Annotated in this window: 21 protein-coding genes and 2 pseudogenes; 12 read left to right on the top strand and 11 right to left on the bottom strand. The window is 63.5% G+C overall.

The features are described from left to right. Positions 1-222 precede the first annotated feature (222 nt). Genes RAD16_RS16900 through RAD16_RS16910 form a run of 3 tightly spaced genes read left to right on the top strand, consistent with a single transcriptional unit; the run spans position 223 to position 2,819 of the window. Positions 223-1,185 (top strand): ABC transporter substrate-binding protein, encoded by a 963-nt coding sequence (locus tag RAD16_RS16900; RefSeq protein WP_458159022.1) that lies wholly within the window; start codon positions 223-225, stop codon positions 1,183-1,185. A gap of 1 nt (position 1,186) precedes the next feature. Beyond that, entirely contained in the window at positions 1,187-2,002 is an 816-nt protein-coding gene (locus RAD16_RS16905; protein ID WP_458159023.1) for an ABC transporter ATP-binding protein, read from the top strand. Further along, the gene (locus tag RAD16_RS16910; RefSeq protein ID WP_458159024.1) at positions 1,995-2,819 is read left to right on the top strand and encodes an ABC transporter permease; all 825 of its coding nucleotides are present in this window, start codon (positions 1,995-1,997) and stop codon (positions 2,817-2,819) included. Before RAD16_RS16905 ends, RAD16_RS16910 begins: the two co-directional genes overlap by 8 nt. A 13-nt stretch (positions 2,820-2,832) precedes the next feature. On the opposite strand, the gene RAD16_RS16915 is transcribed toward RAD16_RS16910, so the two are convergent. The 8 genes from RAD16_RS16915 to RAD16_RS16950 form a co-directional block, all read right to left on the bottom strand. Then, complete coding sequence (locus RAD16_RS16915) at positions 2,833-3,699, bottom strand: NADPH-dependent oxidoreductase (RefSeq protein ID WP_458159025.1); 867 nt, start codon at positions 3,697-3,699, stop codon at positions 2,833-2,835. Positions 3,700-3,720: 21 nt separating this feature from the next. Further along, positions 3,721-4,818 (bottom strand): ABC transporter substrate-binding protein, encoded by a 1,098-nt coding sequence (locus RAD16_RS16920; RefSeq protein WP_458159026.1) that lies wholly within the window; start codon positions 4,816-4,818, stop codon positions 3,721-3,723. 184 nt (positions 4,819-5,002) lie between these two features. Further along, positions 5,003-5,770, bottom strand: coding sequence for an ABC transporter permease (locus tag RAD16_RS16925; RefSeq protein ID WP_458159027.1), 768 nt, complete (start codon positions 5,768-5,770; stop codon positions 5,003-5,005). Then, positions 5,760-6,620, bottom strand: coding sequence for an ABC transporter permease (locus RAD16_RS16930; protein WP_458159028.1), 861 nt, complete (start codon positions 6,618-6,620; stop codon positions 5,760-5,762). Before RAD16_RS16930 ends, RAD16_RS16925 begins: the two co-directional genes overlap by 11 nt. Beyond that, entirely contained in the window at positions 6,617-7,468 is an 852-nt protein-coding gene (locus RAD16_RS16935; protein ID WP_458159029.1) for an ABC transporter ATP-binding protein, read from the bottom strand. Before RAD16_RS16935 ends, RAD16_RS16930 begins: the two co-directional genes overlap by 4 nt. After that, a complete protein-coding gene (locus tag RAD16_RS16940) occupies positions 7,465-8,550 on the bottom strand; it encodes an ABC transporter substrate-binding protein (protein WP_458159030.1) in 1,086 nt (361 codons plus the stop codon). The genes RAD16_RS16935 and RAD16_RS16940 overlap by 4 nt, the downstream gene beginning before the upstream one ends. Positions 8,551-8,576: 26 nt before the next feature. After that, positions 8,577-9,929, bottom strand: coding sequence for an LLM class flavin-dependent oxidoreductase (locus RAD16_RS16945; protein WP_458159031.1), 1,353 nt, complete (start codon positions 9,927-9,929; stop codon positions 8,577-8,579). Between the two features lie 158 nt (positions 9,930-10,087). Further along, positions 10,088-11,686, bottom strand: a complete 1,599-nt coding sequence (locus tag RAD16_RS16950; protein WP_458159032.1) for an ABC transporter substrate-binding protein — start codon at positions 11,684-11,686, stop codon at positions 10,088-10,090. 264 nt (positions 11,687-11,950) lie between these two features. On the opposite strand from RAD16_RS16950, the gene RAD16_RS16955 reads away from it, so the two are divergent. The 3 genes and pseudogenes from RAD16_RS16955 (at position 11,951) to RAD16_RS16965 (ending at position 16,188) form a co-directional block, all read left to right on the top strand. Further along, the gene (locus tag RAD16_RS16955; RefSeq protein WP_458159033.1) at positions 11,951-13,558 is read left to right on the top strand and encodes an ABC transporter substrate-binding protein; all 1,608 of its coding nucleotides are present in this window, start codon (positions 11,951-11,953) and stop codon (positions 13,556-13,558) included. 22 nt (positions 13,559-13,580) lie between these two features. Then, positions 13,581-14,762 (top strand): acyl-CoA dehydrogenase family protein, encoded by a 1,182-nt coding sequence (locus tag RAD16_RS16960; protein WP_458159034.1) that lies wholly within the window; start codon positions 13,581-13,583, stop codon positions 14,760-14,762. 24 nt (positions 14,763-14,786) lie between these two features. Continuing rightward, positions 14,787-16,188, top strand: a pseudogene (locus RAD16_RS16965) (LLM class flavin-dependent oxidoreductase). Positions 16,189-16,205: 17 nt separating this feature from the next. On the opposite strand, the gene RAD16_RS16970 reads toward RAD16_RS16965, so the two are convergent. Continuing rightward, positions 16,206-17,408, bottom strand: a complete 1,203-nt coding sequence (locus RAD16_RS16970; RefSeq protein ID WP_458159035.1) for an LLM class flavin-dependent oxidoreductase — start codon at positions 17,406-17,408, stop codon at positions 16,206-16,208. Positions 17,409-17,608: 200 nt separating this feature from the next. Here RAD16_RS16970 and RAD16_RS16975 point away from each other — a divergent pair, with 200 nt between their 5' ends. The 6 genes from RAD16_RS16975 (at position 17,609) to RAD16_RS17000 (ending at position 22,343) form a co-directional block, all read left to right on the top strand. Continuing rightward, positions 17,609-18,595, top strand: coding sequence for an ABC transporter permease (locus RAD16_RS16975; RefSeq protein ID WP_458159036.1), 987 nt, complete (start codon positions 17,609-17,611; stop codon positions 18,593-18,595). A gap of 2 nt (positions 18,596-18,597) precedes the next feature. Continuing rightward, positions 18,598-19,575, top strand: a complete 978-nt coding sequence (locus tag RAD16_RS16980) for an ABC transporter permease (RefSeq protein ID WP_458159037.1) — start codon at positions 18,598-18,600, stop codon at positions 19,573-19,575. A 1-nt stretch (position 19,576) separates the two neighbouring features. Continuing rightward, positions 19,577-20,581, top strand: a complete 1,005-nt coding sequence (locus RAD16_RS16985; protein ID WP_458159038.1) for an ABC transporter ATP-binding protein — start codon at positions 19,577-19,579, stop codon at positions 20,579-20,581. Then, entirely contained in the window at positions 20,559-21,509 is a 951-nt protein-coding gene (locus RAD16_RS16990) for an ABC transporter ATP-binding protein (protein ID WP_458159039.1), read from the top strand. Before RAD16_RS16985 ends, RAD16_RS16990 begins: the two co-directional genes overlap by 23 nt. Before the next feature lie 170 nt (positions 21,510-21,679). Further along, positions 21,680-21,976: a DUF1330 domain-containing protein gene (locus tag RAD16_RS16995; RefSeq protein WP_458159040.1), complete on the top strand. Its 297-nt coding sequence runs from the start codon at positions 21,680-21,682 to the stop codon at positions 21,974-21,976. Between the two features lie 67 nt (positions 21,977-22,043). After that, a complete protein-coding gene (locus tag RAD16_RS17000; protein ID WP_458159041.1) occupies positions 22,044-22,343 on the top strand; it encodes a chorismate mutase in 300 nt (99 codons plus the stop codon). A gap of 40 nt (positions 22,344-22,383) precedes the next feature. Here the strand turns inward: RAD16_RS17000 and RAD16_RS17005 are convergent, their stop codons facing one another. Both RAD16_RS17005 and groL read right to left on the bottom strand, forming a co-directional pair. Next, positions 22,384-23,331: a MetQ/NlpA family ABC transporter substrate-binding protein gene (locus RAD16_RS17005; protein WP_458159042.1), complete on the bottom strand. Its 948-nt coding sequence runs from the start codon at positions 23,329-23,331 to the stop codon at positions 22,384-22,386. A gap of 69 nt (positions 23,332-23,400) precedes the next feature. Beyond that, a pseudogene (groL, locus tag RAD16_RS17010) lies at positions 23,401-25,027 on the bottom strand (chaperonin GroEL). Between the last annotated feature and the right edge of the window lie 17 nt (positions 25,028-25,044).

Consider the following 25,044-nt stretch of genomic DNA (forward strand, 5'->3'; position numbering starts at 1 on the left):
ACGAAGATTGGAGAACAGGACCCCCAGCGATCTTGATCCCTTCAGCGCTTTTCTTTCGAAAATCGCACCGTGACATCAGTTCACTGGACCGGCCGACGGATTTCCTGACATGTGGTCCGCAAAGGCCGCGAAAATCGCATGGAACGGCTGATCGAACGCGAACTCGAGAGAGATGGAATGATTGCATCGAAGTCCATTTGCGCCGCGGCGCTCGCCTTGGTCATGACCGCAGCCGGAGTCAACTCCGTCCGCGCCGAAACGGCCCAGCTTCGCATCGCCCAGCAATTCGGCATCGCCTATCTTCCGCTGATCGTCGCCAGCGAAAACGGGCTGATCGAGCAGGAAGCCAAGGCGCTCGGCATCACGCCGCCGAAGATCGAATGGCTGCGACTGTCTGGCGCGGCCGCCATGAACGAAGCTCTCATTTCGGGCGGTCTCGATTTCGCCACGGCGGGGATCACGCCGATGATCCTGACCTGGGACAAGACGCGTGCCACAGCGAAGATCATCGGTGTGGCGGCGCTGGGCTCGATGGCCAATGTCCTGACCACCAACAATCCGAACATCAAGACGCTTGCCGATTTCACCGAGAAGGATCGGATTGCGCTTCCCTCGGTCAAGGTTGGCTTCCAGCCGATCGTCCTCCAGATGGCGGCCGACAAGGCGTTCGGCAAATACGACAAGCTCGACGAGCTCACCGTCAGCATGCCCCACCCGGACGCGACGGCCCAGATCCTGTCGGGCCATTCCGAGATCACTGCGCATTTCACCTCGCCTCCGTTCTCTCAGCAGCAGCTCGCGACCGGCAAGGTCCATGCGGTCCTGAACAGCTACGACGTGCTCGGCGGAGCCCACACTTTCAACGTGGTCTACTCCACCACGAAGTTCGTGAACGACAATCCGAAGACGATTCTGGCGTTCGTCCGCGGTCTCGACCGCGCCAACGACTGGATCAAGGCCAATCCGAAGGAAGCCGCCGCACTCTACATCAAGGCGGAAGGCTCGAAGCTCGCACCTGACTTCGTCGAGGGCATCATTCGCGACAAGGACGTCAACTTTACCACCACTCCGGAAGGCGCGCAGAAATTCGCGGATTTCGAGGCCAAGGTCGGCCTGATCAAGCAGGCGCCCGCGTCGTGGCGCGATCTGTTCTGGTCAGGTCTCGGAGAGAAGCCCGGAAGCTGACATGAACGTCGCCCCGCGCCTGACCGGCCTCGTCAACGGCGGCGCATCGCCGGCATTGCTCGAACTCGACCACGTCAGCATCAGCTATCCGACGCCGGACGGCGTCCTCACCGCGGTCGAGGACGTCAGCTTCAGGATCTCGGCCGGCGAACGGCTGGTGCTGCTGGGTCCGTCGGGCTGTGGCAAGTCCACGCTGCTGCGTGCCGTCGGCGGCTTCCTCAGGCCGAGCGTCGGCGAGATCAGCATGAACGGTCGACGGATCGCGGCTCCGGGTCCCGACCGCATGACCGTGTTTCAGGAGTTCGACCAGCTGCTGCCGTGGCGCACCGTGCTCGGCAATGTGCGCTATGCCCTGGAGCGTGGAAAGGCACTGCCGCGCCGGGAGGCGGAGGCCATCGCTCGTCGCTGGCTCGAACGCGTCGGCCTGAAGAATTTCGTCGACGCCTTTCCCCATACGCTGTCAGGCGGCATGAAGCAGCGCGTCGCGATCGCCCGGGCTTTCGCGCTCGAGCCGGCGCTGCTGCTGATGGACGAGCCCTTCGCCGCGCTGGATGCGTTGACGCGGCGTCAAATGCAGGACGAATTGCTGAAGCTGTGCGAGGAAACCGGAAACACCGCCTTGTTCGTGACCCACGGTATTGACGAAGCTATCCGCGTCGGAACCCGAATCCTGGCCTTGACGCCGCATCCCGGGCGTCTGGCCGCCACTTTCGACGTTCCACCGGAGACACGTGCCCGCGGCAGCGCAGGCTTCGCCGCGCTGGAACGACAGATCCAGGAGACCGTATTCTCTGCTCCGGACATCAACCATGTCTGACATCGCTGCTCCGAAACTCGTTCGCGCATCAACGCGACGGCGTACGCTCGAAGCAACGCCCTGGCGGCGGGTCGTCATCCTCGCCGGCTTCGCTCTCGTCTGGGAGCTCTATGCGCGCTGGCTCGACAACGCCCTCCTGCTGCCGACACTCGGCGCGACGCTGTCAGCACTGTGGTCGGCGATCCTGTCAGGTGAGCTGCCGAACCGGGCCTTGACCTCGCTGCGCGTTCTCATCACCGGCTACGCGTTGGGCGTTGCCGTCGCCACGATGCTCACCACGCTCGCCGCCTTGTCGCGCTGGGGCAACGAAGCTCTCGGCCTGTTGACGTCGATGTTCAACCCGCTCCCGGCCATCGCGCTGCTGCCGATCGCGCTGCTCTGGTTTGGCGTGGGCACGCCGAGCCTTATCTTCGTCATCGTGCACTCGGTGCTGTGGCCGGTGGCCCTTGCCTGCTACGGCGGCTTCCTCGCGGTACCGCCCACCTTACGAATGGCCGGCCGCAACCTCGGTCTGTCCGGCGGCCGGTTCGTCGCGGAGATACTCGTGCCTGCGGCCTTCCCGCAGATCCTCTCGGGTCTGCGGATCGGCTGGGCCTTTGCCTGGCGCACGCTGATCGCAGCCGAGTTGGTGTTCGGCGTCAGCGCCCGTTCCGGCGGGATTGGCTGGTTCATCTACACCAACCGTGCCCAACTGGAGACCGCCAGCGTCTTCGCCGGATTGCTGACGGTGATCCTGATCGGCCTCCTCGTCGAAGGCGTGATCTTTCGGACCTTGACCCGGATCACGGTACAGCGCTGGGGCCAGGTACAAATCTGATGCGCGGCCGGCTCTATTTCAGCGGAAATCCCAGCGCACGCACCTCGTCGGCCAGCCGATCCCGGCCATTCAGCGAACGCACCGAACCGAGCCGCTTCAGCACGGCCTCAACCCATCCGATCGGAGGCAGTCCCTCGCTGATCTGGAAGCCGCGGAGCGTTGCGTCATAGGCCGCGATGCCAGGCTCATCGCCGACATCGGAATAGCGTTCATGATGGATCACGACGTCCTGACGCAGGCGCGGCTTGACCTGCGCGGGCCTCGTCTCATCGGGATAGCCGATGCACAGGCCGAATGCCGCGACCACGTTCGGCGGCAAGCCCAGCTCTTCGGCGACGGCACCGGGCTTGTTGCGGATCGCGCCGATATAGACCGACCCAAGGCCGAGCGACTCGGCAGCGACCACCGCATTTTGCGCGGCGAGTGCCGCGTCGATGACGGCCACCAGGAAGGTCTCGAGAAACGGCAGGCCGTCATCCGGGTGTTCGGAGCGCTTCGCCAGCCGCTCGGCCCGCGACAGATCGGCGAGCCAGACCAGGAACAGCGGCGCCTCGACAATATGCTTCTGGCCGCCTGCGAACTCAGCAAGGCGAGCCTTGCGAGCCTGATCTTCCACCACGACGACGCTCCAGGTCTGGAGGTTCGACGATGACGGGGCCGATTGGGCGGCGGCCACCAGCGTCTCCACCGTACGCGACGGCACCGGATCGGGACTATAGGCGCGCACCGAGCGATGCGCGAGCAGGTTTGCCAGCGCCCCGTTCCAGGCATCGCCGATCTCGGGGAGATCGTTGCCATATCGTGCCCGCAAGGCCTGCGTCGCTGCATCGATCCTGGAAGGTCCGGGAACCACCTTCAGGCTGGTCTTGGCGTCACCCATGCAATTCTCCTGTCAGCCGGCTTATGCATCGACATCGACGACGACGCGATTGGCAAGTCTGGCCGGATCCGTATTGGGCTTGATGATGGTCGCGCGCTTCAGATCGCTGGTGATCTTCACGACCTCCTGGCGCAGTGCCGCCCCCGAGGGATGATGGCCGTGGGTATGGCTGCGCAGCATCGCGGCAAGATCGGCCACCGCGACCTTCGGCGTGTATGGCGCGAATATTTCGGCGGCATCGTCCGGATTTTCGGCGACGTGGTGTGCCGCTTCGCGGATCGCCACGGTCAGGGCCTTGACGGCCGCCGGATCGGCGGCCCACAGCGAGCTGCGCACCCCGAGCGTACAGCATGAAAGATTGGCGTAGTCGCCGCTGAGATTCGATGCGATCTCGACAATGTCGCCGTTAGCCCGCCGCTCGGTCAACCACGCATTCGGATCGGAATCGGCAATGGCGTGGATTTCTCCGCGCTGCAGGGCGATCAATTGCAGGTCCGCGGGGAATTCCCGCCACTGTACGTCGGTCTGCGGATCGAGCCCGTTGTCCGACAGGAGGATGGCAAAGAAGTTGCGCGGCGGACCGGAAATGCTGGATACCCCGATGGTCTTGCCCTTGAGATCCGTGATGTCCTTGAAGCCGGACTCCTTGCGCACGAAAAGGCGGGTGCAGCCGCCATGCAGGCCGGTGGTGAGCTTGACATCGATGCCCTGCTCCAGCGGCTTCAGCCAGTTGAGCAGCATGCTCGATCCCGCATCCGCCTTGTCGGTCGCAAGCGCCTGAAGCATCTGGTCGGTATTGCCGGCGAGCTGCAGAAATTCGACATCGAGATTGTGGCGCGCGAAATATCCGCGATGCAGCGCGACGGGGACGGCCGCCGTGCAGATACCGGTGCCGTTATAGGCGAAACGGATGTGGCGCGGCGGGCCTTTCGCTACCTCATCCGTCGCGGCCACCTTGCAGATCGGCGCGTCGCTCAGGGGATCCACGACCGGGCCAAGACCGAATGCCGGAAAGGCGCGCGCCGCTTGCATCAATCCCAATGGGGCGGTGACGCCGGCGAGGCCCGCCACGCCGAGGATGCGACGCCGGGACCAAAGTCCGCGCTGATCTGATGTCATCGATGTCTCCTGATCCTTCAACCGCCGTGCATGACGGTGAACCTGACATCAAATGCTAGAGATCGGTGCCGATTGGGTCGATTTCAAAGATGTGGGGGACGTTAGTGAGTTCATTTTGCAATGATCGACGCGGCGGGAATAGCTGCTCTCCCACGGCCGCCGAACCTGCGTGACGATGCAAATTCTAGCCTCTGCGCCACGGAATGAGTCGGCGCTCGAGCCAGCTTGCGCCACGGTCGATGAGAAAGCCCACAGAGCCTACGACAAGGATGCCGAGCATCACGAGCTCCATGTCGAAGCGCTCGCGGCCTGCGATGATGAGACCGCCGATGCCGGGACCCGCGGCCATGAAATACTCGGCGCCGATCGTGGCGAGCCATGCATAGATCAATGCGAGATGGAGGCCAGTCAGCAGTGATGGCAGGGCGGCTGGCAAATAGACATAACGGATGAACTGAAGACGGTTGAAGCGGAACACGTCGCCGACCTCGACCAGCTTCTCCGAGGTCGCGTGCACGCCCTCGACCAGGTTGAGAATGACGGGGATCGAGGCCGCGAGCGCGATGAAGACGACCTTGGCGATCTCGTCGAAACCGAACCACAGCGAGATCAGTGGAATCCAGGCCAGCAGCGCGATTTGCTTCAGGCCGTTGAACCACGTCGTGAAGATGCGGTCCGCGATCCTGGACAGGCCAAGCAGCAGTCCGATCAGGATGCCGAAACCGGAGCCCAGCGCGAATCCGAGCAAATCGCGACGCAGGCTGGCGGACAGGGCCTGAACGAGCTCGCCACTCATCAGCTCTTCCAAGAAGCTGATGCCGACGTGCTCCAGCGGCGGCAGGAACTGGCGATTCACCCAGCCGGAGTGACTCGCGACCTCCCACAACAGAAGCAGGCCAAGCGGCAGGACCAGTCCGCGGCGAGCGGTCCTGAGCGCGGCACTATCTGACACGGTCGATCCGCCAGCGCTGCAGCCGCGCTTCGATCACGGCCAGGGCCTTGTCGCTGATAAAGCCGATGAGACCGATGACGATCATGGCAACCAGCACGGTATCGAGCCAGAACATCTGGCGGCCCCAGACCAGGAGGTAACCGAGCCCTTCTGACGAGGCCAGCAGCTCGACGCTGACCAGCGCGATCCAGGCATGAGTCAATCCGTACCGCAGGCCCGTGAAGATCGGTGGAACAGCTCCCGGCAGAACGACATGACGGAGCATCTGCGAAGGCGTGAAACGAAAGGTTTGGCCGACCTCGACGAAGGCCTTCGGCACGTTGGCGATGCCGGCGCTGGTGTTCATCGCGACAGGCACGAATGCGGCCTTCGCGATCACCACGATCTTGAGCGCCTCGCCGATGCCGAGCAGCAGCATCGCCAGGGGGATCCAGGCGAGTGCCGGCACCTGAGCGATCGCCGTGAAGAGTGGTCGGACGTACTCGTCCACGCGGCGCGACAGCCCCATCGCGGACCCGATCACCAGGCCTGCGCCTGCGCCAACCACGAAGCCATAGGCGACCCGCCGCAGGCTATAGCCGGCATGCTGGGCGAGTTCGCCGCTGGCAATCATGTCCCGGAGCGTGTGGAGAACATCGCCCGGCCGCGGCAGGATCTGTTCCGGCAGCCAGCCCCGATCTGCGCCGATGATCCAGATCGGTAGCGCGACCGCCGGCAGCACCAGTAGCCAGGCGAAGGCGGCCAGATGCCGAAGCACCGCCTGCCCGACGCCGTCGGCCAGGACGCGCCGCAGGCCGCCCTGCCATGGCCCACGTAATGCGGATGAGGTCCGAATGGCGGCGTCGCTCATCCGTTGACTCCGCTTACTAGCTCATGCGCGACCGAGCCGTTGTCGCCGTCACCGAGCGCTCTCAGGATGTCGTTGCGGATGCGGACGAGATCGTCGCTGCTTCGCGACCGCGGCCGCGGCCGCGGGGCCGTGACGTCGAAGATGCGGGCGACCCGGCCCGGTCGGGGCGCAAGCACGACGACGCGGTCGCCGAGCAGAACCGCTTCATCGACATCATGCGTCACGAGGATCATGCTGATCTTCTCATGCGCCCAGATCCGCTGAAGCTCGATCTGGAGCCGCGCGCGCGTCAAGGCGTCGAGCGCGCCGAAGGGTTCATCGAGCAGCAGCAGCCGCGGCCGGTTGACGAGCCCGCGCGCAATCGCCGCCCGCTGGGCCATGCCGCCGGAGAGCTGATGGGGATAGGCCTCCGCGAATCCGTCGAGGCCGACCAGCGAAATGTGCGCAGCGACCGAGTCTCTCTTGGCACGCTCGCTGAGCGGCGCATTCTTGAGGCCGAGCGCGACGTTCTCCGCTACCGTCGCCCAGGGAAACAGCCGCGGCTCCTGGAACACGATGCCGCGATCGAGGCTGGCGCCAGCGATGGGCTCGCCATCCTGCCTGATGCTTCCGCGGAAATCACGGTCCAGACCGGCGATCAACCGCAGCAACGTCGACTTTCCGCACCCGCTCGGCCCGAGCAGCACCACGAATTCACCCGCGGCAATATCGAGCGACACCTCTTTGAGTGCCTCGAAGCTCTCTCCATTGACGACGAAGGACCGCGAGACATTGCGAACCTCGAGGTGTCCGCCGCCAGACTTGGCTTCAACAAGGGGCTCCGGTTTCGCCTGCAACATGGAATTCATTGCCCAGCCGCCAACGGCTTGCCGCTCGCGTCGTATTCCAGCCAATAGCCCATCAGCCCCTGCTGCTTGAGCGCAGCATCCAGGAACGAACGATCGAACCACCCGTCGATCTCGACGTCCCGCCGCAGCAAGCCGAATTCCTTGGCCTGCTTTGCCTGCACACGATAGCTCTCGATGATCGAAGCATCGATAATCGGCGTGTTGCGATATTTCAATTCCTGATTGGAGAAGTCGAAACGGTAGCCCGAGGCCGGGAATCCGGTTCGCGAGGAGAACTCGAAGAACGCCTCGCGGTTCGCCTCGTCCGACGACCACCGCGCAGCCTTGACGATGGCCGAGACGATCTTCTGCGTGATGTCAGGATGCGCCTTGATGAAAGCCTCCTGCCCGATCAGCGTGGAGTGACGCTCATAGGCCGGGTTGTCCCCCTTGGTCGTGTAGACGATCTCGGCGATGTTCTTCTCCGCGAGGCTCGCCAGAGGAAAGTTGCCGAAAGCCGCATCGATGTCCTTGGACGTCAATGCCGCATTGGTCGTCGCCGTGTCCATGTTGATGACTTGCACATCGCGCTCCTGAAGGCCGTTGCCGGCGAGCACCTTTACGGCAGCGAGATGATTGTTGGTCCCACGGAAGATCGAAACCTTCTTGCCGCGCAGATCCGCCACCTTTCGGACAGGCGAACCGGTGGGCACGGCCAGATAGATCGGCGCGTGAGCGCCGGAGGCCAGCAGGATCTTGGTCTTCAGGCCGTTCGCGCGGCCGATGATTTCCGGCAGATCGCCTTGGATCGCGAAATCGAGCTGGTTATTGGCGAAGGCCTCGTTCACCGCGGGCCCTGCGCCCTTGAAGAAGTACCATTCGATTTTCACGTCCGGCCGGTCGCCGAATTCCTTGTCGAGATAATGCTCGGAATGCGCGACGCCGGCGGACGAACCGCCGGAGAACTGGCGATTATCGGCCCCGACCGAGGCAAAGCCGATCCTGACCGTGATCGTATCGGCCGCTAGGCTGGGCCAAGCCGCGCCGATCGAAAGCAGTGCCGCCATGGGCACAAGGCGGAGGAAGGCGCGTTTACCGATCATGATTTGATTCCTTCGAGTGTTCCGAGCTATTCGGCAGCAACTGCCGCGTGACGCCGCGCCGGTTGCGGCCGGCGCAGCCCGAGATGGTCGCGCAGCGTGGTGCCTTCGTATTCGTCGCGGAACAGGCCGCGGCGCCGCAGCTCGGGGACGACCAGCCGTACGAAATCGGTCAGGCCGCCCGGCAGGGTCGGCGCCATGATGTTGAAGCCGTCTGCGCCGTAATTCTGAAAGCGTTCCTCGAGCTGATCGGCGATCTGCACTGGCGTACCCACCAACTGCCAGTGGCCGCGTGCGCCGGCGATCCTGAGATAGAGATCGCGGACCGTCAGCCCTTCGCGGCGCGCCAGCTCAAGCAGAAGCACCTGCCTGCTCTTGCCACCCTCCGTCTCCTTCAATTCGGGAATCGGCCCGTTCGGGTCGGCATGAACGATCTCGGGCGCCCCGAGGAAGCCGGCGAGCAGGTCCAGGCCGACCTGGGGAAGGATCAGCGACTGCAATTCGTCGAACTTCTCCTTCGCCTCGCTTTCGGTCTCCGCCACCACAGGGAAGATGCCAGGCAGGATTTTCAGCTCGTCCGCGTCACGGCCGTGTTTGGAAAGCCTGCCCTTGACGTCGGAATAGAACGAGACGGCATCTTCGAGCGTCTGCTGCGCGGTGAAGATAGCTTCCGCCGTTCGCGCCGCGAGTTCCTTGCCCGGGCCGCTCGAACCTGCCTGCACCAGCACCGGCCGTCCCTGCGGCGACGGCGGGATGTTGAGGGGACCGCGCACCTTGAAATGACGGCCCTGGTGGTTGAGGAGGTGCAGCTTGTCGGGATCGAAGTAGCGGCCGCTTGCGCGGTCGCGTTCAAAGGCATCATGATCCCAGCTGTCCCACAGGCCGAGAACCACGTCGGCGAACTCTTCTGCCCGGGCGTAACGCTCCGCATGGGCAACGAGACCGTCATAATTGAAGTTCAACGCGGCCGATGCCTCTGTCGAGGTAACGAGATTCCAGCCGGACCGACCGCCGCTCAAACGATCGAGCGAGCCGAACTGCCGCGCGACGTTGAACGGCTCGCTGTAGCTTGTCGACACCGTGGCGACCAAGCCGATCCGCGACGTCACGGCCGCGAGCGCTGACAACAGCGTGATCGGCTCGAACGGATAGACCCCGCTATGAGCTTTGTGGCTGGACGCTTCGATGCGGTCGATGCGCACGCCAACCATGTCCGCCAGGAAAATAGCGTCGAACTTGGCGTCCTCCGCGATCCGGGCGAACTGCACGAAATCAGCCAGAGACTGACTGTCGGAGGCCTGCGGCGAGCGCCACGCGGCGACATGGTGACCGGTGAATAGCAGAAAGGCGCCGAGAGACAGCTTCTCCTTGCGACGCGACATGCAGTGGTCCCCTGATGATCGATATTGAGAAGAGATCGCGAGCCGATATGACGATTGCTTTTCGCTTTGCGCAATCTCACAGATTTTCATTCTTGCAGCGTCCGGCGCTACGTCTCTTCTTCAGAAGCAACCGGACGCGGAAGAATATGATTTCCGGGTCATGCCGACGGGTCGATCCAGAGATCGGCGAAGCTGCCGTTCAGCCCCTCCCCGCCCGGCGCGAAATTGCGGACCTTCTTGTTGGCGATGATCACGCCTCCGGCGGCGACAAGGTCGACGGAGGCGACTTCCTCATGGATCACCGACTGAAACTTCCACCAGATCTCGCGGCGCTTCTCGACATTCGGCTCGATCGCCGCGGCCTCCAGCAGCTGATCGACCTCGGCGTTGTCGTAATGCGCGGCATTCGAGAACGGCAACCCGATCCGGAAATTCTTCGACCAGTACGCGCGCTGGATGCCGAGGCTTGGGTCGAACGTATTCGACAGGCTCTCGGCCGTGAGATCGAACGCCCGATCGCGATAGACGACGTTCAGGTAGGTCGCGAGATCGTATCGTTGAATCTCGATGTCGAGACCGATCTGGCGCAGTGAATTGCGCAAGAAATCCGAGAGACTTGCGGGCAAGAATGGATTTTGCGTCAACCTCAACTTGGCGCGGACGCCACCTGCGCCACGCTTGATGCCGGTCTCGTCCAGCAATTGTTCCGCTGCCTTTGGATCGAACGGCCACGCCTGGATCTTGGGATCATAGAACTTCGGCAGCGCCGTACTGACCGGCGACGGAGACGCGAGTGCATAGCCAAAAAAGACGACGTTCACGAGCGCCTTCAAATCGATTGCGTGCGCGATCGCCTTGCGCACGCGGCGATCCCGCAAGAGCTGCGTGTCATAATTGAAGAAAAGTTGCTGCTGCGGACCGGAGTAGCCATAGGTGGCGGTGTCGACGACGAAGCGCTTGTCGCGCTTGAACCGCTCGATATCCCCATAAGGCACCGGAGTGGCGCCGATATCGACCTCTCTCGCCTCCAGGGCAGCCGCCCGCGCGGCTGGATCCGTGATGACCTTCAGCACGAGGCGGTCGACATAGGGTTTTGGCGCATCCCAATAGTTGGGATTGCGGACAAACAGGAGGTGGCTTCCGGGAACCCACTCGCGGAGAATAAATGGTCCGGTCCCGATCGTCTGCTCCAGCTTGGGCTGCTCGTCAGGCTTCAGCGCCGTATAGATATGCTTCGGCACGATCGGAGATTCCGCGCCTGCCAGCGCGGTGATGAGGTACGGCGCCGGCTTCGACAACACAATGACAGCCGTCAGCGCATCGGGCGTTTCGATCGTCTCGACATTCGCGAACGTGATCCGGCCGCGCGGATGGGCGATCTTCAGGCGCTCGATCGAGAACGCGACGTCGGCCGAGGTGAATTCCCTGCCGTCGGACCATTTGACGCCCGGCCTGAGCTGGAACGTGTAGCGCTTTCCATCCTCGCTGATCGTCCAAGATATCGCCAGCACCGGCCGCGGATTGAGCTCGTAGTCGTAGGCGAGCAGCCCCTCGTTGATCTTGGTGCCGATCGACTGCCCGGTGCCGGACGACGTGTTGATCGCGATGATCGCTGACGGATCGGGATAGTAGACCCAATTCAGCGTGCCGCCGGAGACGGGGCGAGCATCTGCCGCAACCGCCCCTGCAGACGGAAGCAGCGCGGCGGCGCCGGAGGCAAGCAGGCCGCGATTGAACGTTCGACGATTGAATACCATCACGTCACCCCGTCTCGTTTCGACGTCCACGCATCGGCGATCGCCGATCACGCGGCGCAAATCCCGACCGGCGCAATGTTAGGCACGGTTCGCAGAGAATTTGCTTTTGTTGTTTGGAGCGGCGACGCTCGTTCGCTTGCACGAGCCGCCGCGCGTGCAGCAGCAAAATTTTCATTATGCGATCCGACGTGTCGCGGGATTGATTGTCCGACCCTTCGGTGAATTATTGAAATGACGACATCCGCGAATGGCACGCGATCAGCAATGAACACACCAACACGTCGAGATATCTCCAAGGCGCTTCTGCTTGCATCGGGCGCGATCGCCAGCGGCATTGCTCCGCGCCCCACTCGCGCAGCCGAAGACATCAAGCGTGGCGGGACGCTGAATATCGTGATTCAACCCGAGCCGCCGCTTCTCGTCAGCCTCACGCATACGGCCGGCCCGACCACGCGCGTCAGCGCGAAAGTTACCGAAGGATTGGTCACGTTCGATCTCGACTTCAATCCACGGCCGCAGCTCGCGACCGCCTGGCAGATCAGCGAAGACAGGCTGCGCTATCGCTTCGAGCTCCGGCGCGGCGTGAAGTGGCACGACGGCAAGGATTTTAGCTCGGCCGACGTCGCCCATTCCATCGAGCTGCTCAAGCAGCATCATCCGCGCGGCCGCAGCACGCTTTCGTCCGTACGAGAAGTGCTCACGCCAGATCCACATATAGCGGTGATCGTGCTGGACAAGCCGGCGCCCTATTTGCTCGCCGCGCTTACGGCCTCGGAATCACCAATCGTTCCGCGGCACGTCTATGAGGGCTCCGATCCACTCGCCAATCCCAATGGACGCGCGCCGATCGGCACTGGTCCCTTCATCTTCAAGGAGTGGAAGCAGGGAAGCCACGTCCTGCTCGAGCGCAATCCGAACTATTGGGATCCGGGCAAGCCGTATCTCGACCGCATTGTCATCCGATTCATCGCCGATGCGAATGCCCGGGCCGTCGCGCTCGAGACCGGGGAGATCCACTATGCACCGGACACGCCGGTGCCGCTCGGCCAGATCGATACGCTCAGGGCCAATCCCAACCTCGTGATCGAGCAGCGCGGTTACGACTACCAGCCGATCGTCTACCGGCTCGAGTTCAACCTGGCCAATCCCTATTTCGCGCGACCCGAGGTCCGCCGCGCGGTCGCGCATGCCATCGATCGCGAGGCCATCAACCGCGTGGTCTTCTACGGCTGGAGCAAGAATGCGCCGGCCGCGATCAGCCCCGCGCTGAAGCAGTTCCACAATCCGGACATTCCCCGGCACGATTTCGACCCGAGGAAGGCTGAAGCGATCCTCGATGCGGCCGGGCTGCCCCGCGGACCGGACGGCACGCGCTTCAAGGTTTTTCACGACTACATGCCCTACAGCGAGACCTATCAGCAATTGGGCGCCTACACGCGACAGGCCCTCGCCAATATCGGCATCGGCGTCACCCTGCGTGCGCAGGGCGTGCCGACCTGGTTCAAGCGGACCTACACCAATCGCGATTTCGACTTCATGAGCAATGGCATGAGCCATTCCTTCGACCCGACGGTCGGGGTTCAGCGGCTCTATTGGTCGAAGAACTTCAAGCCCGGTGTCCCCTTCACGAACGGTTCGGGTTACAGCAACCCGGAGGTCGACCGGCTGCTGGAAGCTGCCGCAGTGGAAAGCGATCCGACCAAGCGGCGCGAATTGTTCCGCGCGTTCCAGGTCATCATCGCCACCGACCTGCCCGACATCAATCTGGTGACCGGGGCGAACCTGACCATCGTCAATCGCAAGGTCCAGAACCACACCGCGACCATCGACGGCCCGTCCGCGAATTTCGCCGACGTCTGGTTACAGGCCTGACCAACATGCAAGGCACCGCCGAATGAGCTTCGATCTCGATACGTCAAACCCCTACTTCGCCAAGGCCGTCGATCTGCGCGAGATCTTCGCGAGGGATGCCGCGGAGCGCGACCGCGCCGGCGGCAAGCCGCTCGAGCAGCTGGCCCATCTCAAGGCCAGCGGCCTGCTCAATCTGCTGATCCCGCAGGAATTCGGCGGCTCCGGCGAGCGCTGGTCGACGGCACTCAAGATCGTCCGCGAATTCGCCAAGGTGGACGGCGCGCTGGGTCATCTCTACGGCTATCATTTCGGCTCGCAGCATGCGGCCCACCTGCGCGGCACCCAGGAGCAGGCCGCGGATATCTTCCGCCGGTCTGCGGCGGGCAACTGGTTCTGGGGCAATACCGCCAACAGCTTCTCGAAGAGCCTGTTCGGCCGCAAGGACAGCGAAGGGGTCGTCCTCGACGGCTTTCGTCCGTTCACATCGGGATCGCACATCGCCGATTATCTCCAGGTTGCCTGGGAGGACCACGACACCAATGTGCGCGGCTTCGCCGCCATCCCGGCCAGCCGCGAGGGCATCCGGATCGAGAACGACTGGGACGGGTTCGGACAGCGGCAGACCGGCAGTGGGCGCGTGACCTACACCGGCGTCCGGGTTCATCGCGGTGAGGTGCTGGACCACAAGCCGGACGGCGGCCGGCCCTACCAGACCATCACACCGTTCCTGCAACAGTCGACGCTGCTCAATGTCTTCATCGGCAGTGCACAGGGCGCCCTGATCACCGCGCGGGACTATACGCGCGACAAGTCCCGTCCCTGGATCCATTCCGGCGTCGAGAAGCACACCGACGACCCCTGGATCAGGCGGGTCTATGGCGAACTCTATACGCGCGTGAAGGCGGCAACGCTGCTTGCGGACGAGGCGGCGGCAACGCTCGACCGGGTGTGGTCGCGCGGCCGCGACCTGACGGCGCAGGAGCGCGGCGAGGCCTCCGTGGTGATCGCCGGTGCCAACGTTCACGCCGGCGAAGTCGCGCTCGACGTCACCAGCCGCATCTTCGAGGTGATGGGCGCGCGCTCGGCCACGATCGCCAACGGCTACGATCGCTTCTGGCGCAACGTCCGCATCCACACGCTGCACAATCCGGCGGAATACAAGACCCGCAATGTCGGGAACTGGTTTCTCACCGGCGCCCATCCCGATCCCTCCGCCTTCCAGTAACCAGCTGCCTGACGAGACTCCGCCGTGTCCAAGATCATCCAGGTCAATGGCTTTGCCATCTTCAGCCCCGTCCACCTCTCCCCCGGACTGTGGCGCCATCCGGACGACCGCTCGCTCGACTTTTCGACGCTCGACTACTGGGACCGACGTCGCCAAGATCCTCGAAGCCGGCAAGTTCGACTCCATCTTCATCGCCGACGGCATCGGCATCCACGACGTCTATGCCGGCACGGCCGACGCGGCGCTCAGCACCGGTGCGCAGATCCCCAAGCTCGATCCCATGCTGCTGGTCTCCGCGATGGCCCATGTCACCGAGCATCTCGGCCTCGGCATCACCGCGCCCGTGTCATACGAGCCGCCCTTCACCCTCGCCCGCCGCTTCTCGACGCTCGACCATCTGACCAAGGGGCGCGTCGCCTGGAACATCGTCACCGGCTATTCCAACGCCGCCTCACGTGCCGTCGGCCGCGACAGCATCATGGCCCATGACCCGCGCTACGATCTGGCCGACGAATTCCTCGACGCCGTCTATGCGCTCTGGGAAGGAAGCTGGGACGATCAGGCTGTCATCGTCGATCCGATTCGGGGCGTCATCGCGGACCCCTCGCGTATTCGCAAAGTCCATCACCACGGCAGTCATTTCAAGATCGACGCCATCCATCTGGTCCATCCTTCGCCGCAGCGGACACCTTTCCTGTTCCAGGCCGGCGCCTCCAACCGCGGCAAGGATTTCGCCGCCCGGCATGCGGAAGCGGTGTTTCTGGGCGAGCATTCCAAGGCCCCGACCGCGGCGAACGTCGCGGAGACCAGAGCCCGCGCCCGCGCCTTCGGCCGCGATGGCCGCGACATCCGCTTCTATGCCCTCTTGACCGTCATCGTCGGAGAGACGCGTGCGGAGGCGGAGGCGAAGTACCGCGACTACCAGCGCTACATCGATCCGAAAGGTTCACTCGCCCTGTTGTCAGGTTGGACCGGAATAGACCTGTCCCGCTACAGCCTGGACGATCCGTTCCCGACGGTAAAGAAGGACAATGCGGTCACCTCGATGATCGACTCGTTCTCGCGGACAGAGCGCCCGTGGACGATTCGCGAGATCATCACGCACAATGGTATCGGGGGCCGCGGTCCCGTGATTATCGGATCGCCCAGTGAAGTCGCCGATCAGCTTCAGGCCTGGGTCGAGGAGAGCGACATCGACGGCTTCAACCTCAGCTACGCGATAACGCCCGGCGGATATCAGGATTTTGCCGAGCTCGTCGTGCCCGAGTTGCAACGGCGCGGCGTCTACAAGACCGAGTATGCGCGGGGCCCCTTGCGCGAGAAGATCTTCGGCCGCGGTCAAGCGCGGCTGCCGTCGTCTCATCCGGCGGCGCGCTTCCGCCATCACGCTGCGGCCGAACCGCAGCGCGAAACTACCTCTGCTTAAGTCTCATGTGCTCGTTCTCAACCGCCCAGGAGCTTCGGCACGGCGTTGCGCAATCCGGCTTGCTCCATCAGGGGCAATACGCGCCTGCCAAAGAAGTCGAGATCAGGCTTGAAGTCGAAGAAGCTCAGCTGAAGCCCGTCGACGCCGGCCTTCTTGAGCTGCACGAACTGTTCCACCACCTGCGCCGGCGTACCGATCACCTCGACATTGCCGCCGATGGCACGCCTCTTCTGGCCATCGACGCCGACGCGTCCCTTCCAGGCATGCGCATCGCTGGCGAAATTCTGCATGCTCGCCTTGGGATCGATATTGGCGACGATGGCGTCGTGATACTGCCAGGTCTCCCGCTCGGTCTCCCGGCAGATGACCATGGGGTTCAACAACGTGCGGACCTCGCGGCCGACATCGACAGCCGACTGTTTGACGCGCTGGGTGTGCGCCGGGAGCGCCTCGATCGCGCTCGCGAAGGACGAGCCAGCGGGACTGGTGATGAACACGATATCCGAATAGCGGCCGGCGAAGGCAATTCCGGCGTCAGAGCCGGTGGCGTTGACCAGGATGGGCCGGCCGAACTGCGGCTTGGGCGTCACGAAGGCGTTGCTGAGCTTCCAGGGCGACTGGCCGGAGAAGGAGAAGTTCTCGGTATCGCCCCACAGCCGCTGGAGCACTTCAAGGAATTCCGCAGCCAGCTCGTAGCGCCGGTCGTGCTCGATCTGGTTCCAGCCGAACGCTTCGTGCTCCACGGCGCGGTGGCCGGTCACGACGTTGATGCCCCAGCGGCCGCCCGAGATGTGATCGAGCGTCGCGCCGTATTTGGCGAGATGGAGCGGATGGATCGGACCATAGAGAACATGGATCGTCGAGATCAGCATGATCCGCGACGTCACGGCGGCGAGCGACGCTGTAGTGATAAAGGAGTCGAGCGCCTGGCCCGTGAACACGCCTCCATATCCGCCCTTCGGCAACCATTGCGACAGCGCAAAGACGAGATCGAAGCCCAGCGCTTCGGCGACGAGCGTCAGCTCGCGATTGTAGTCGAACGTCCAAGTCGTCGAACGCGGCAACGTCGAGGCGCTCCAGCCGCCCGCCTGGATCGGGAGAAACAAGCCGAGCAGCAACGGCTGCTTCAGCGATTTCGCCAGCGGACTCTCCGGATATTGCGCGGGGCCCGGGAACACCGGCCAGCCAACGATGTCGCCGGGCTTGTGCACTATCGTCATGATCACTTCCGTCCTGATGATGCGTGCAGCTCGCAGCCTGTTCGCAGAAACAATGCGATCGCACGCTCGCGCATCGACGTTGCTGGTGCAGGGCGTCGTTGTCAACCAATCGACGACCGCCGCACACGGGTGATCCGTGCGCGCACGCGACACCGAACACAAAAGCATTTTGTCAGCGCGCTTTGAAAGTTGGAAAAATCATGTCGAACATTCGGCGCATCGCAAAGACTTTTCGTCGTACGCTGTGGCAGGCGATCCCGACGGTGATCGGAATCGTCATCATCAATTTTTTTCTGCTGCAGCTCGCACCCGGCGATGCCGCGGACGTTCTTGCCGGCGAGTCGGGATCGGCGACGATGGAGACCGTCGCGGCGCTGCGCGCGCGTTTTGGCCTCGACCAGCCTGTTCTCGTGCAGCTTATTGCCTATCTGGACAATCTCGCTCACTTCAGCCTTGGCTATTCGCCGCGCTATAACCTGCCCGTGGCTGACATCATCGGTCAGCGCCTGCCCGGCACGGTCGCCCTGATGGCAACCGCACTCGTCATCGCGCTCGCCGGCGGCATCGCGCTCGGCATCGTCATGGCCACTTTTGCCGGGCGATGGCCGGACCGGGTGATCTCGATCGTTGTCACGCTGTTCTACTCGATCCCGGGCTTCTGGATCGGCCTCATGCTAATCCTGCTGTTCTCGGTGAAGCTCGGATGGCTGCCGAGCGGCGGTTCGACGACGATCGGCGCGAACAATAGCGGGCTCGCCGCACTGCTCGATCGGACGCGCTATATGGTTCTTCCGGCGTCGTCGCTCGCACTGTTCTACATCGCGATCTATTCCCGGCTTGCACGTGCCGCCATGCTCGAGGCGCAGGCGCAGGACTACGTCCGCACGGCCGCCGCCAAGGGCCTCTCGCCGCTCGCCATCACGGTACGGCACGTTCTGCGCAACGCCTTGCTGCCCGTCACCACCGTCGCCGGCATGCATTTCGGCGGCCTGCTCGGCGGCGCCGTGGTGGTCGAGACCGTCTACAGTTGGCCGGGGCTCGGCCGCCTTGCCTTCGAAGCCGTGATGAGCCGCGACTTCAGCGTGCTTCTCGGCATTCTCCTCCTATCCTCGCTGCTCGTGATCATCGCCAACATGACGGTCGATCTCGTTCAGGCCTGGCTCGACCCCCGCATCGAGACCCGTTGACCATGACAGACGCTGCCCTCCAATCGACCGTATCGACCCAGCGAAGCGCCGCCGGCACGCCAACTCCGGCGCCGGACGATGCCGACTGGCCGAATATCCACGCGCCCGATACGCATGTCGTGGCCGCCGACGTCGACCGTTTGCGGCCTCGTCTGGTGCGGCGCTTCCGGCGAAACCCGTCAGTCATCGCCGGCGGTCTGCTCCTGTTGTCCATCGTCGTTGCGGCGGTCCTGGCATCCGTGCTCTATCCGGGCGATCCGCTCGGAATGGTGGCGCGGCCATTGCTATGGCCGGGACAGGATCTCGCATACCCGCTCGGCACCGATTCACTTGGTCGGGATGTCGCCGCCGGCCTGATGCACGGCGCACGCGTCTCGCTGCTGATCGGATTTGTCGCTACCACGATCGGGCTTACGGTCGGCATCCTCATCGGTGCCACCGCGGGATATCGCGGCGGACGCATCGACGACATTCTCGTTCGCGTCATCGAGCTGTTCCAAACCGTCCCGAGCTTCATCCTGCTCGTCGTCCTCGTCGCGATCGCACAGCCGTCGATCATCACGGTGACCTGGGCGATCGGGCTGGTCACATGGCCGACGATCGCCCGCCTCGTTCGCGCCGAATTCAGAGTGCTGCGCGAGAAGGAGTTCGTGATGGCGGCCCGGAGCCTCGGTTTCGGCCATGCGCGGATCGTCGTCCGCGAGATTCTGCCAAACGCCCTGCCGGCGATCATCGTCACGGCGTCGGTCATGGTCGCCTCGGCCATCCTGATGGAGGCGGCGCTGTCGTTCCTGGGGCTCGGCGATCCCAATGTCGTGAGCTGGGGCAGCATGATCGGCTCTGGACGCGAGTTGATCAGGACGGCCTGGTACCTCACCGCCCTTCCCGGCGTCGTCATCGTGCTGACCGTGCTGTCGCTGAACCTGATCGGCGATGGCTTGACCGACGTGCTCAATCCTCGTTTCAGCCGGGAGCGCTGATGTGACGGCTCTTCTCGACGTCCAGGACCTCACCATCAGCTTTCCGGGCGCCACCCCGGTCCGGAATCTTGGCTTCAGCGTTGCGCCCGCGGAGACGCTCGCCGTCGTCGGCGAGTCCGGCTCCGGCAAGTCGCTGACCGCGCTGGCGCTGATGCAACTGTTACCGAAGACGGCACGCATCACGTCCGGGCGTATCCGGCTCGGCGGCGAGGAGCTCCTCGCGCTGTCCGAGATCGAGATGCGGCGCCGACGCGGCCGCGATATCGCGATGATCTTCCAGGAGCCGATGACATCGCTCAATCCGGTGCTGACGATCGGGCGGCAGATCAAGGAGGTGCTCTATTTGCATCGCGGGCTGACCAAGGCGCAGGCGCACCGCGAGGCGGCGGCGCTGCTCGATCTCGTTCGAATACCGAATCCGGAAGCCTGCCTCGACGATCATCCGCACCGCCTCTCCGGCGGGATGCGCCAGCGCGTCATGATCGCCATCGCGGTGGCTTGCCAGCCCAAAATTCTGATTGCCGACGAGCCGACGACGGCGCTCGACGTCACCATCCAAGCGCAGGTGCTTGAATTGCTCGACCGGCTGCGCAGGGAGCTGTCGCTGTCGCTCCTGCTCATCACCCATGATCTCGGACTTGTGGGGCAATGGGCCGACCGTGTCGTCGTGATGTATGCGGGGCGAAAGGTCGAGGAGGCATCACCCGGCGAGCTGTTCGAGCGTCCCCTGCATCCCTATACGCGCGGTCTTCTGGCGGCATCGCCGCGGCTGCACGATCGGCTGCACTATCACAACGCCAGACTGTCCGAAATTCCCGGCAGCATCGCGTCTGCCGCCGCCCAACAAGGTTGCCCGTTCGCCCCGCGCTGCCCCGAGCGGCTCTCGCCTTGCCGAACACATTTCCCACCCGAGCGGCAGGCCGGGCCCGGCCGCCGTGTGGCCTGTCACGCCGAACCTGCTCATGACTCTCACGGAACGATCCATGACGCTGCTGTCAGTCTCTGACCTCAAGACGACCTATCGCTCGGGATCGACGCCGGTCCATGCCGTCGACGGCGTCTCATTCGACATCGCTCCCGGCGAGACCGTGGGCCTGGTCGGGGAGTCCGGCTGCGGCAAGTCCACCCTGGGCAAGACTATTCTCCGGCTGGTCGAACCCTCCTCAGGCCGGATCGCCTTCGACGGAACTGATCTCACAACGCTGTCGGATCAGCATCTGCGCGCCTACCGCCGCAGGCTGCAGATGGTGTTTCAGGACCCGTTCGCATCGCTCAATCCGCGGCAGACGATCGGGGATATCCTCGGCGCGCCGCTCGACGTGCACCGCGTCGGCTCGCGCGGCGAGCGGCGGCAGCGGGTTGCCGAGATCCTTTCGCAAGTGGGCCTGCCCGAGGATTCGGCATCCCGCTATCCGCACGAATTCTCCGGCGGCCAGCGGCAGCGGATCGGCATCGCGCGGGCTCTCATCCTGGGACCGGACCTGATCGTCTGCGATGAACCGGTGTCCGCGCTCGATCTGTCCGTCCAGGCGCAGGTCTTGAACCTGCTCGCCGACATCAAGCGCAGCCTGAAGCTGTCATTGCTGTTCATATCGCACGACCTGTCGGTGGTGCGGTATCTGTCGGACCGCGTGCTGGTGATGTATCTCGGGCGGATCGTCGAAAGCGGCGGTCATGAGCAGATCTGGAGAAATCCGCTGCATCCCTACACGCGTGCATTGATCGATGCAGTGCCGGACCCGGCGCGCCGCCGCTACGCGGCGCCCCTGCCCGGCGACCTCCCGGATCCCCGCAGCGCAGGCAGAGGCTGCCGTTTTCAGCCACGTTGCCCGCTGGCGACCGAGCTGTGCGCGCAACATGATCCCGAACTCCGCACCGGCGCGTCAGGCCAGAGTGTGGCTTGCCATCACGCCGATTTGGCGTCGCCCCATTAACACGCGGTCATGGCCTCAAAGGGTTCATGGCTCGGAGTCGCCGCGCCCTTGTACTCAACGGCAGGCACGCGATACCCTCGGTCGGGGCGCCTTGTCTAAAGGCTATCCCTGACGCGCCAGTTACAATCGGGTCACAGCTTATCGATGTAGCGGATTTGGAGGAATGATAAATGCCAGCTTATGTGGTCGGGCTGCACCAGATCACGGATTCATCCAAATTTGAGGAGTACAAGACCAAGATTGGACCGATGGTGGCAAAATATGGTGGCCGCTATCTCACACGAGGCGAGAATTTAAGGATGCCCGAGGGCGGATATTGGGCACCGGAGCGTGTTGTGGTGATTGAGTTTCCGAACATGGCCGCGATCAACGCCTGGTACGCCTCCCCCGAATACCAGCCGTTGATTGAGCTACGCAAGGCTTGTCAAAGTCCGAACGACATGACGTTCTTCATGGACGGAATTTAGGGCCACCAGAGTAGCTCGAATCTAGGTTCGCCTAGATGACTGACACGCGTCCGCCGGAACCGAGATAATGGAAACTCAGCCTGAACTGCAAGCTCTTCGCGATAGCATCGACAATCTCGATGCAGCTTTAGTCCACATCCTCGCAGAACGATTTAAGTGCACCCAGCAGGTCGGGGAATTGAAGGCTCGCCTTCAACTGCCGTCCTCTGACACGGCTCGCGAGAGGCAGCAGGTAGAGAGACTCCGCTCACTAGCACGCACCGCCAATCTTGATCCGGACTTCGCTGAAAAGTTCCTGGCCTTTATCATCAACGAAGTGATCCGCCACCACGAAACTGCGTGTGTCAGCGCAGCCTCCAATGGATGAACTCCTTCAGCGGGACGATAACTGATATCGTTGCGATCTCCTAGGATCCGGGGAAGCTGACCAGCGAGCCATAGAGTTCGCGCAGCTTGGCATGAACGGCCTCCGAGCCGCGATATAGGGCGATGAAGCGCTTGAGGCGCGCGTCGTCCTTCAACTCCGGCCGCGTTACGAACTGGAACGCATAGATCGGATCGTTCTCGAAGATCAGGCCGGATGACGGATCAAGGCCCGCCAACTTGGCAAATGTCGGATAGGTCGCCGCCGCGTCGACCTCGTCGAGCGAGCGCGCAATCTGAGGACCTTCAAGCTGCACGAGCTTTAGCGGCCTGCGATAGGCCACGATGTCCTCGAGCTTGGCGCGATGGTCCGCCCCCGGCTTGAGTTCGATCAGACCCGCCTGACGCAGGAGGAGCAACGCCCTGCCGGTGTTGACCGCGTCGCTCGAAATAGCGATGCGGGCATTATCAGGCAGTTCCTGGATCGATTTGTATTTCCTGGAGTAGAGCCCGAACGGCGTAGCGTAGGCGGGCGCCACAGGAACGAGCGCATAGCCGTTGTTCTTGATGCTGAACTCAAGGAACGGCACGTGCTGGAACAGATTTGCCTCGATCTCCTTCTCGGCGACCGCACGATTGGGCGTATTCCAGTCATTGAATTCGGTCAGCTGGACATCGATGCCATGCGCCTTCGCTTCGCGCGCTGCGATCTCGATGGCCTGGTTCGATATGCTGGTCGCCAGTCCGATCCGCAGCGGCTTGTCCTGGTCAGCGGCTTTCGTCGAGCTCGACACGAGAAGGCCCAGAAGGGCAAATCCAAATAATCCCGCTGCGGCCCGCAGGGAACGAGCCATCCGCCGGCGCGCCGGCTTCATTCTGATGTAAGACACCGTCTTCCTTCTCTGATATCGGTGCCGTCCGCGACCATCGCGGCCGGCGCTCAAGCGTCGCAAAGCAGACTGTCGCGCGAGACGCATGACCCAGACCGCCATCCGGTCGTGCGCTCGCGCGACAGCCGCTGCGACCAACGAGCCAAGCCCCCCAACGCGTCGGCCTGTCGGTCAGAACTCTCCCCCCGCTCCGGCAGCCGGGCTTCCGCCCTTGTCCTTCGGCAGTTCGGCCACGAGGGCTTCCGTCGTCACGATCAGTGACGCGATGGACGCGGCGTCCTGCAAAGCGGTCCTCACGACCTTTGCGGGATCGACGATCCCCGCATTGATCAGGTCGACATATTGCTCGGTCTGGGCGTCGAAGCCGAATGTCGGCGACCTGTGTTCGAGGATCTTGCCGACCACGATGGAGCCCTCCACGCCGGCATTCTCGGCAATCTGACGGATCGGGGCCTCCAGCGCTCTCAGCACGATGTTGATTCCGGCCTGCACATCGGGGTTCGCGTGCGTGAGACGGCCGATCGCGGCCTTGGCGCGCAACAGCGCGACACCACCGCCCGGCACGATGCCCTCCGCGATTGCGGCGCGGGTCGCGTTCAGCGCATCGTCAACACGAATCCTTGCGTTCCTTGACCTCGACCTCGGTCGCGCCGCCGACCCGGATCACCGCGACCCCGCCGGACAGTTTGGCCAGACGCTCCTGCAGTTTCTCGCGGTCGTAATCCGACGTCGTCTCCTCGACCTGCGCCCTGATCTGCGCGATCCGGCCATCGATCTCCTTGCGCTTGCCGGCACCGCCGACGACCGTCGTATTCTCCTTGTCGATGCGAACCCTCTTGGCCCGCCCCAACTGGGACAGGGTGACGTTCTCCAGCTTGATGCCGAGCTCGTCCGAGATCGTCTGTCCGCCGGTCAGGATCGCGATGTCCTCGAGCTGGGCCTTGCGCCGGTCGCCGAAGCCCGGCGCCTTCACCGCCGCGATCTTGAGGCCGCCCCGCAGCCGGTTGACCACCAGCGTGGCAAGCGCCTCGCCCTCGACGTCCTCCGCGATGATCAGCAGGGCCTTGCCCGACTGAGCGACGGCCTCAAGAACAGGCAGCAGCGGATGAAGCGAGCTGAGCTTGGCTTCGTGGATCAGGATATAGGGATCCTCGAACTCGACCAGCAGCTTCTCCGAATTCGTGACGAAATACGGCGACAGGTAGCCACGGTCGAACTGGAGCCCCTCGACGACGTCGAGCTCGGTATCGAGGCTCTTTGCCTCCTCGACCGTGATGACACCGTCGTTTCCGACCTTCTTCACCGCGTTAGCGATGATCTTGCCGACCTCCGCGTCACCGTTGGCCGAAATCGTGCCGACTTGGGCCACCTCATCCGAGGACTGCACCTTGCGCGCCCGCTTCTCGATATCCTTGATGGCTTCGGCCACGGCGAGGTCGATGCCACGCTTGAGATCGAGCGGATTGAGGCTGGCCGCGACGGCCTTGGCGCCTTCCCGGACGATGGCTTGCGCCAGTACCGTCGCCGTCGTCGTGCCGTCGCCCGCAAGATCATTGGTCTTCGACGCGACTTCCCGGAGAAGCTGCGCGCCGATGTTCTCGTACTTGTCTTCGAGCTCGATCTCCTTGGCGACGGTGACGCCGTCCTTGGTGATCCGGGGCGCACCGAACGATTTCTCGATGACGACGTTGCGCCCCTTCGGCCCGAGCGTCACCTTGACGGCGTTGGCGAGCACATCCACGCCGCGCAGCAGGCGATCGCGCGCATCACTGGAGAATTTCACGTCTTTTGCAGCCATAGCGATATTCCTTTGGA

This window comes from Bradyrhizobium sp. 18BD, from assembly GCF_054185225.1.

Excerpts from the sequence above, each read along its gene's own strand:
- RAD16_RS16900 (WP_458159022.1), top strand. The coding sequence starts at position 223 with ATGACCGCAGCCGGAGTCAACTCCGTCCGCGCCGAAACGGCCCAGCTT.
- RAD16_RS16995 (WP_458159040.1), top strand. The coding sequence starts at position 21,680 with ATGCCAGCTTATGTGGTCGGGCTGCACCAGATCACGGATTCATCCAAA.
- RAD16_RS16975 (WP_458159036.1), top strand. The coding sequence starts at position 17,609 with ATGTCGAACATTCGGCGCATCGCAAAGACTTTTCGTCGTACGCTGTGG.
- RAD16_RS16915 (WP_458159025.1), bottom strand. The coding sequence starts at position 3,699 with ATGGGTGACGCCAAGACCAGCCTGAAGGTGGTTCCCGGACCTTCCAGG.
- RAD16_RS16905 (WP_458159023.1), top strand. The coding sequence starts at position 1,187 with ATGAACGTCGCCCCGCGCCTGACCGGCCTCGTCAACGGCGGCGCATCG.
- RAD16_RS16930 (WP_458159028.1), bottom strand. The coding sequence starts at position 6,620 with ATGAGCGACGCCGCCATTCGGACCTCATCCGCATTACGTGGGCCATGG.
- RAD16_RS17000 (WP_458159041.1), top strand. The coding sequence starts at position 22,044 with ATGGAAACTCAGCCTGAACTGCAAGCTCTTCGCGATAGCATCGACAAT.
- RAD16_RS16955 (WP_458159033.1), top strand. The coding sequence starts at position 11,951 with ATGAACACACCAACACGTCGAGATATCTCCAAGGCGCTTCTGCTTGCA.
- RAD16_RS16980 (WP_458159037.1), top strand. The coding sequence starts at position 18,598 with ATGACAGACGCTGCCCTCCAATCGACCGTATCGACCCAGCGAAGCGCC.
- RAD16_RS17005 (WP_458159042.1), bottom strand. The coding sequence starts at position 23,331 with ATGGCGGTCTGGGTCATGCGTCTCGCGCGACAGTCTGCTTTGCGACGC.
- RAD16_RS16910 (WP_458159024.1), top strand. The coding sequence starts at position 1,995 with ATGTCTGACATCGCTGCTCCGAAACTCGTTCGCGCATCAACGCGACGG.
- RAD16_RS16960 (WP_458159034.1), top strand. The coding sequence starts at position 13,581 with ATGAGCTTCGATCTCGATACGTCAAACCCCTACTTCGCCAAGGCCGTC.
- RAD16_RS16940 (WP_458159030.1), bottom strand. The coding sequence starts at position 8,550 with ATGATCGGTAAACGCGCCTTCCTCCGCCTTGTGCCCATGGCGGCACTG.
- RAD16_RS16990 (WP_458159039.1), top strand. The coding sequence starts at position 20,559 with ATGACGCTGCTGTCAGTCTCTGACCTCAAGACGACCTATCGCTCGGGA.
- RAD16_RS16970 (WP_458159035.1), bottom strand. The coding sequence starts at position 17,408 with ATGACGATAGTGCACAAGCCCGGCGACATCGTTGGCTGGCCGGTGTTC.
- RAD16_RS16950 (WP_458159032.1), bottom strand. The coding sequence starts at position 11,686 with ATGGTATTCAATCGTCGAACGTTCAATCGCGGCCTGCTTGCCTCCGGC.
- RAD16_RS16945 (WP_458159031.1), bottom strand. The coding sequence starts at position 9,929 with ATGTCGCGTCGCAAGGAGAAGCTGTCTCTCGGCGCCTTTCTGCTATTC.
- RAD16_RS16920 (WP_458159026.1), bottom strand. The coding sequence starts at position 4,818 with ATGACATCAGATCAGCGCGGACTTTGGTCCCGGCGTCGCATCCTCGGC.
- RAD16_RS16935 (WP_458159029.1), bottom strand. The coding sequence starts at position 7,468 with ATGAATTCCATGTTGCAGGCGAAACCGGAGCCCCTTGTTGAAGCCAAG.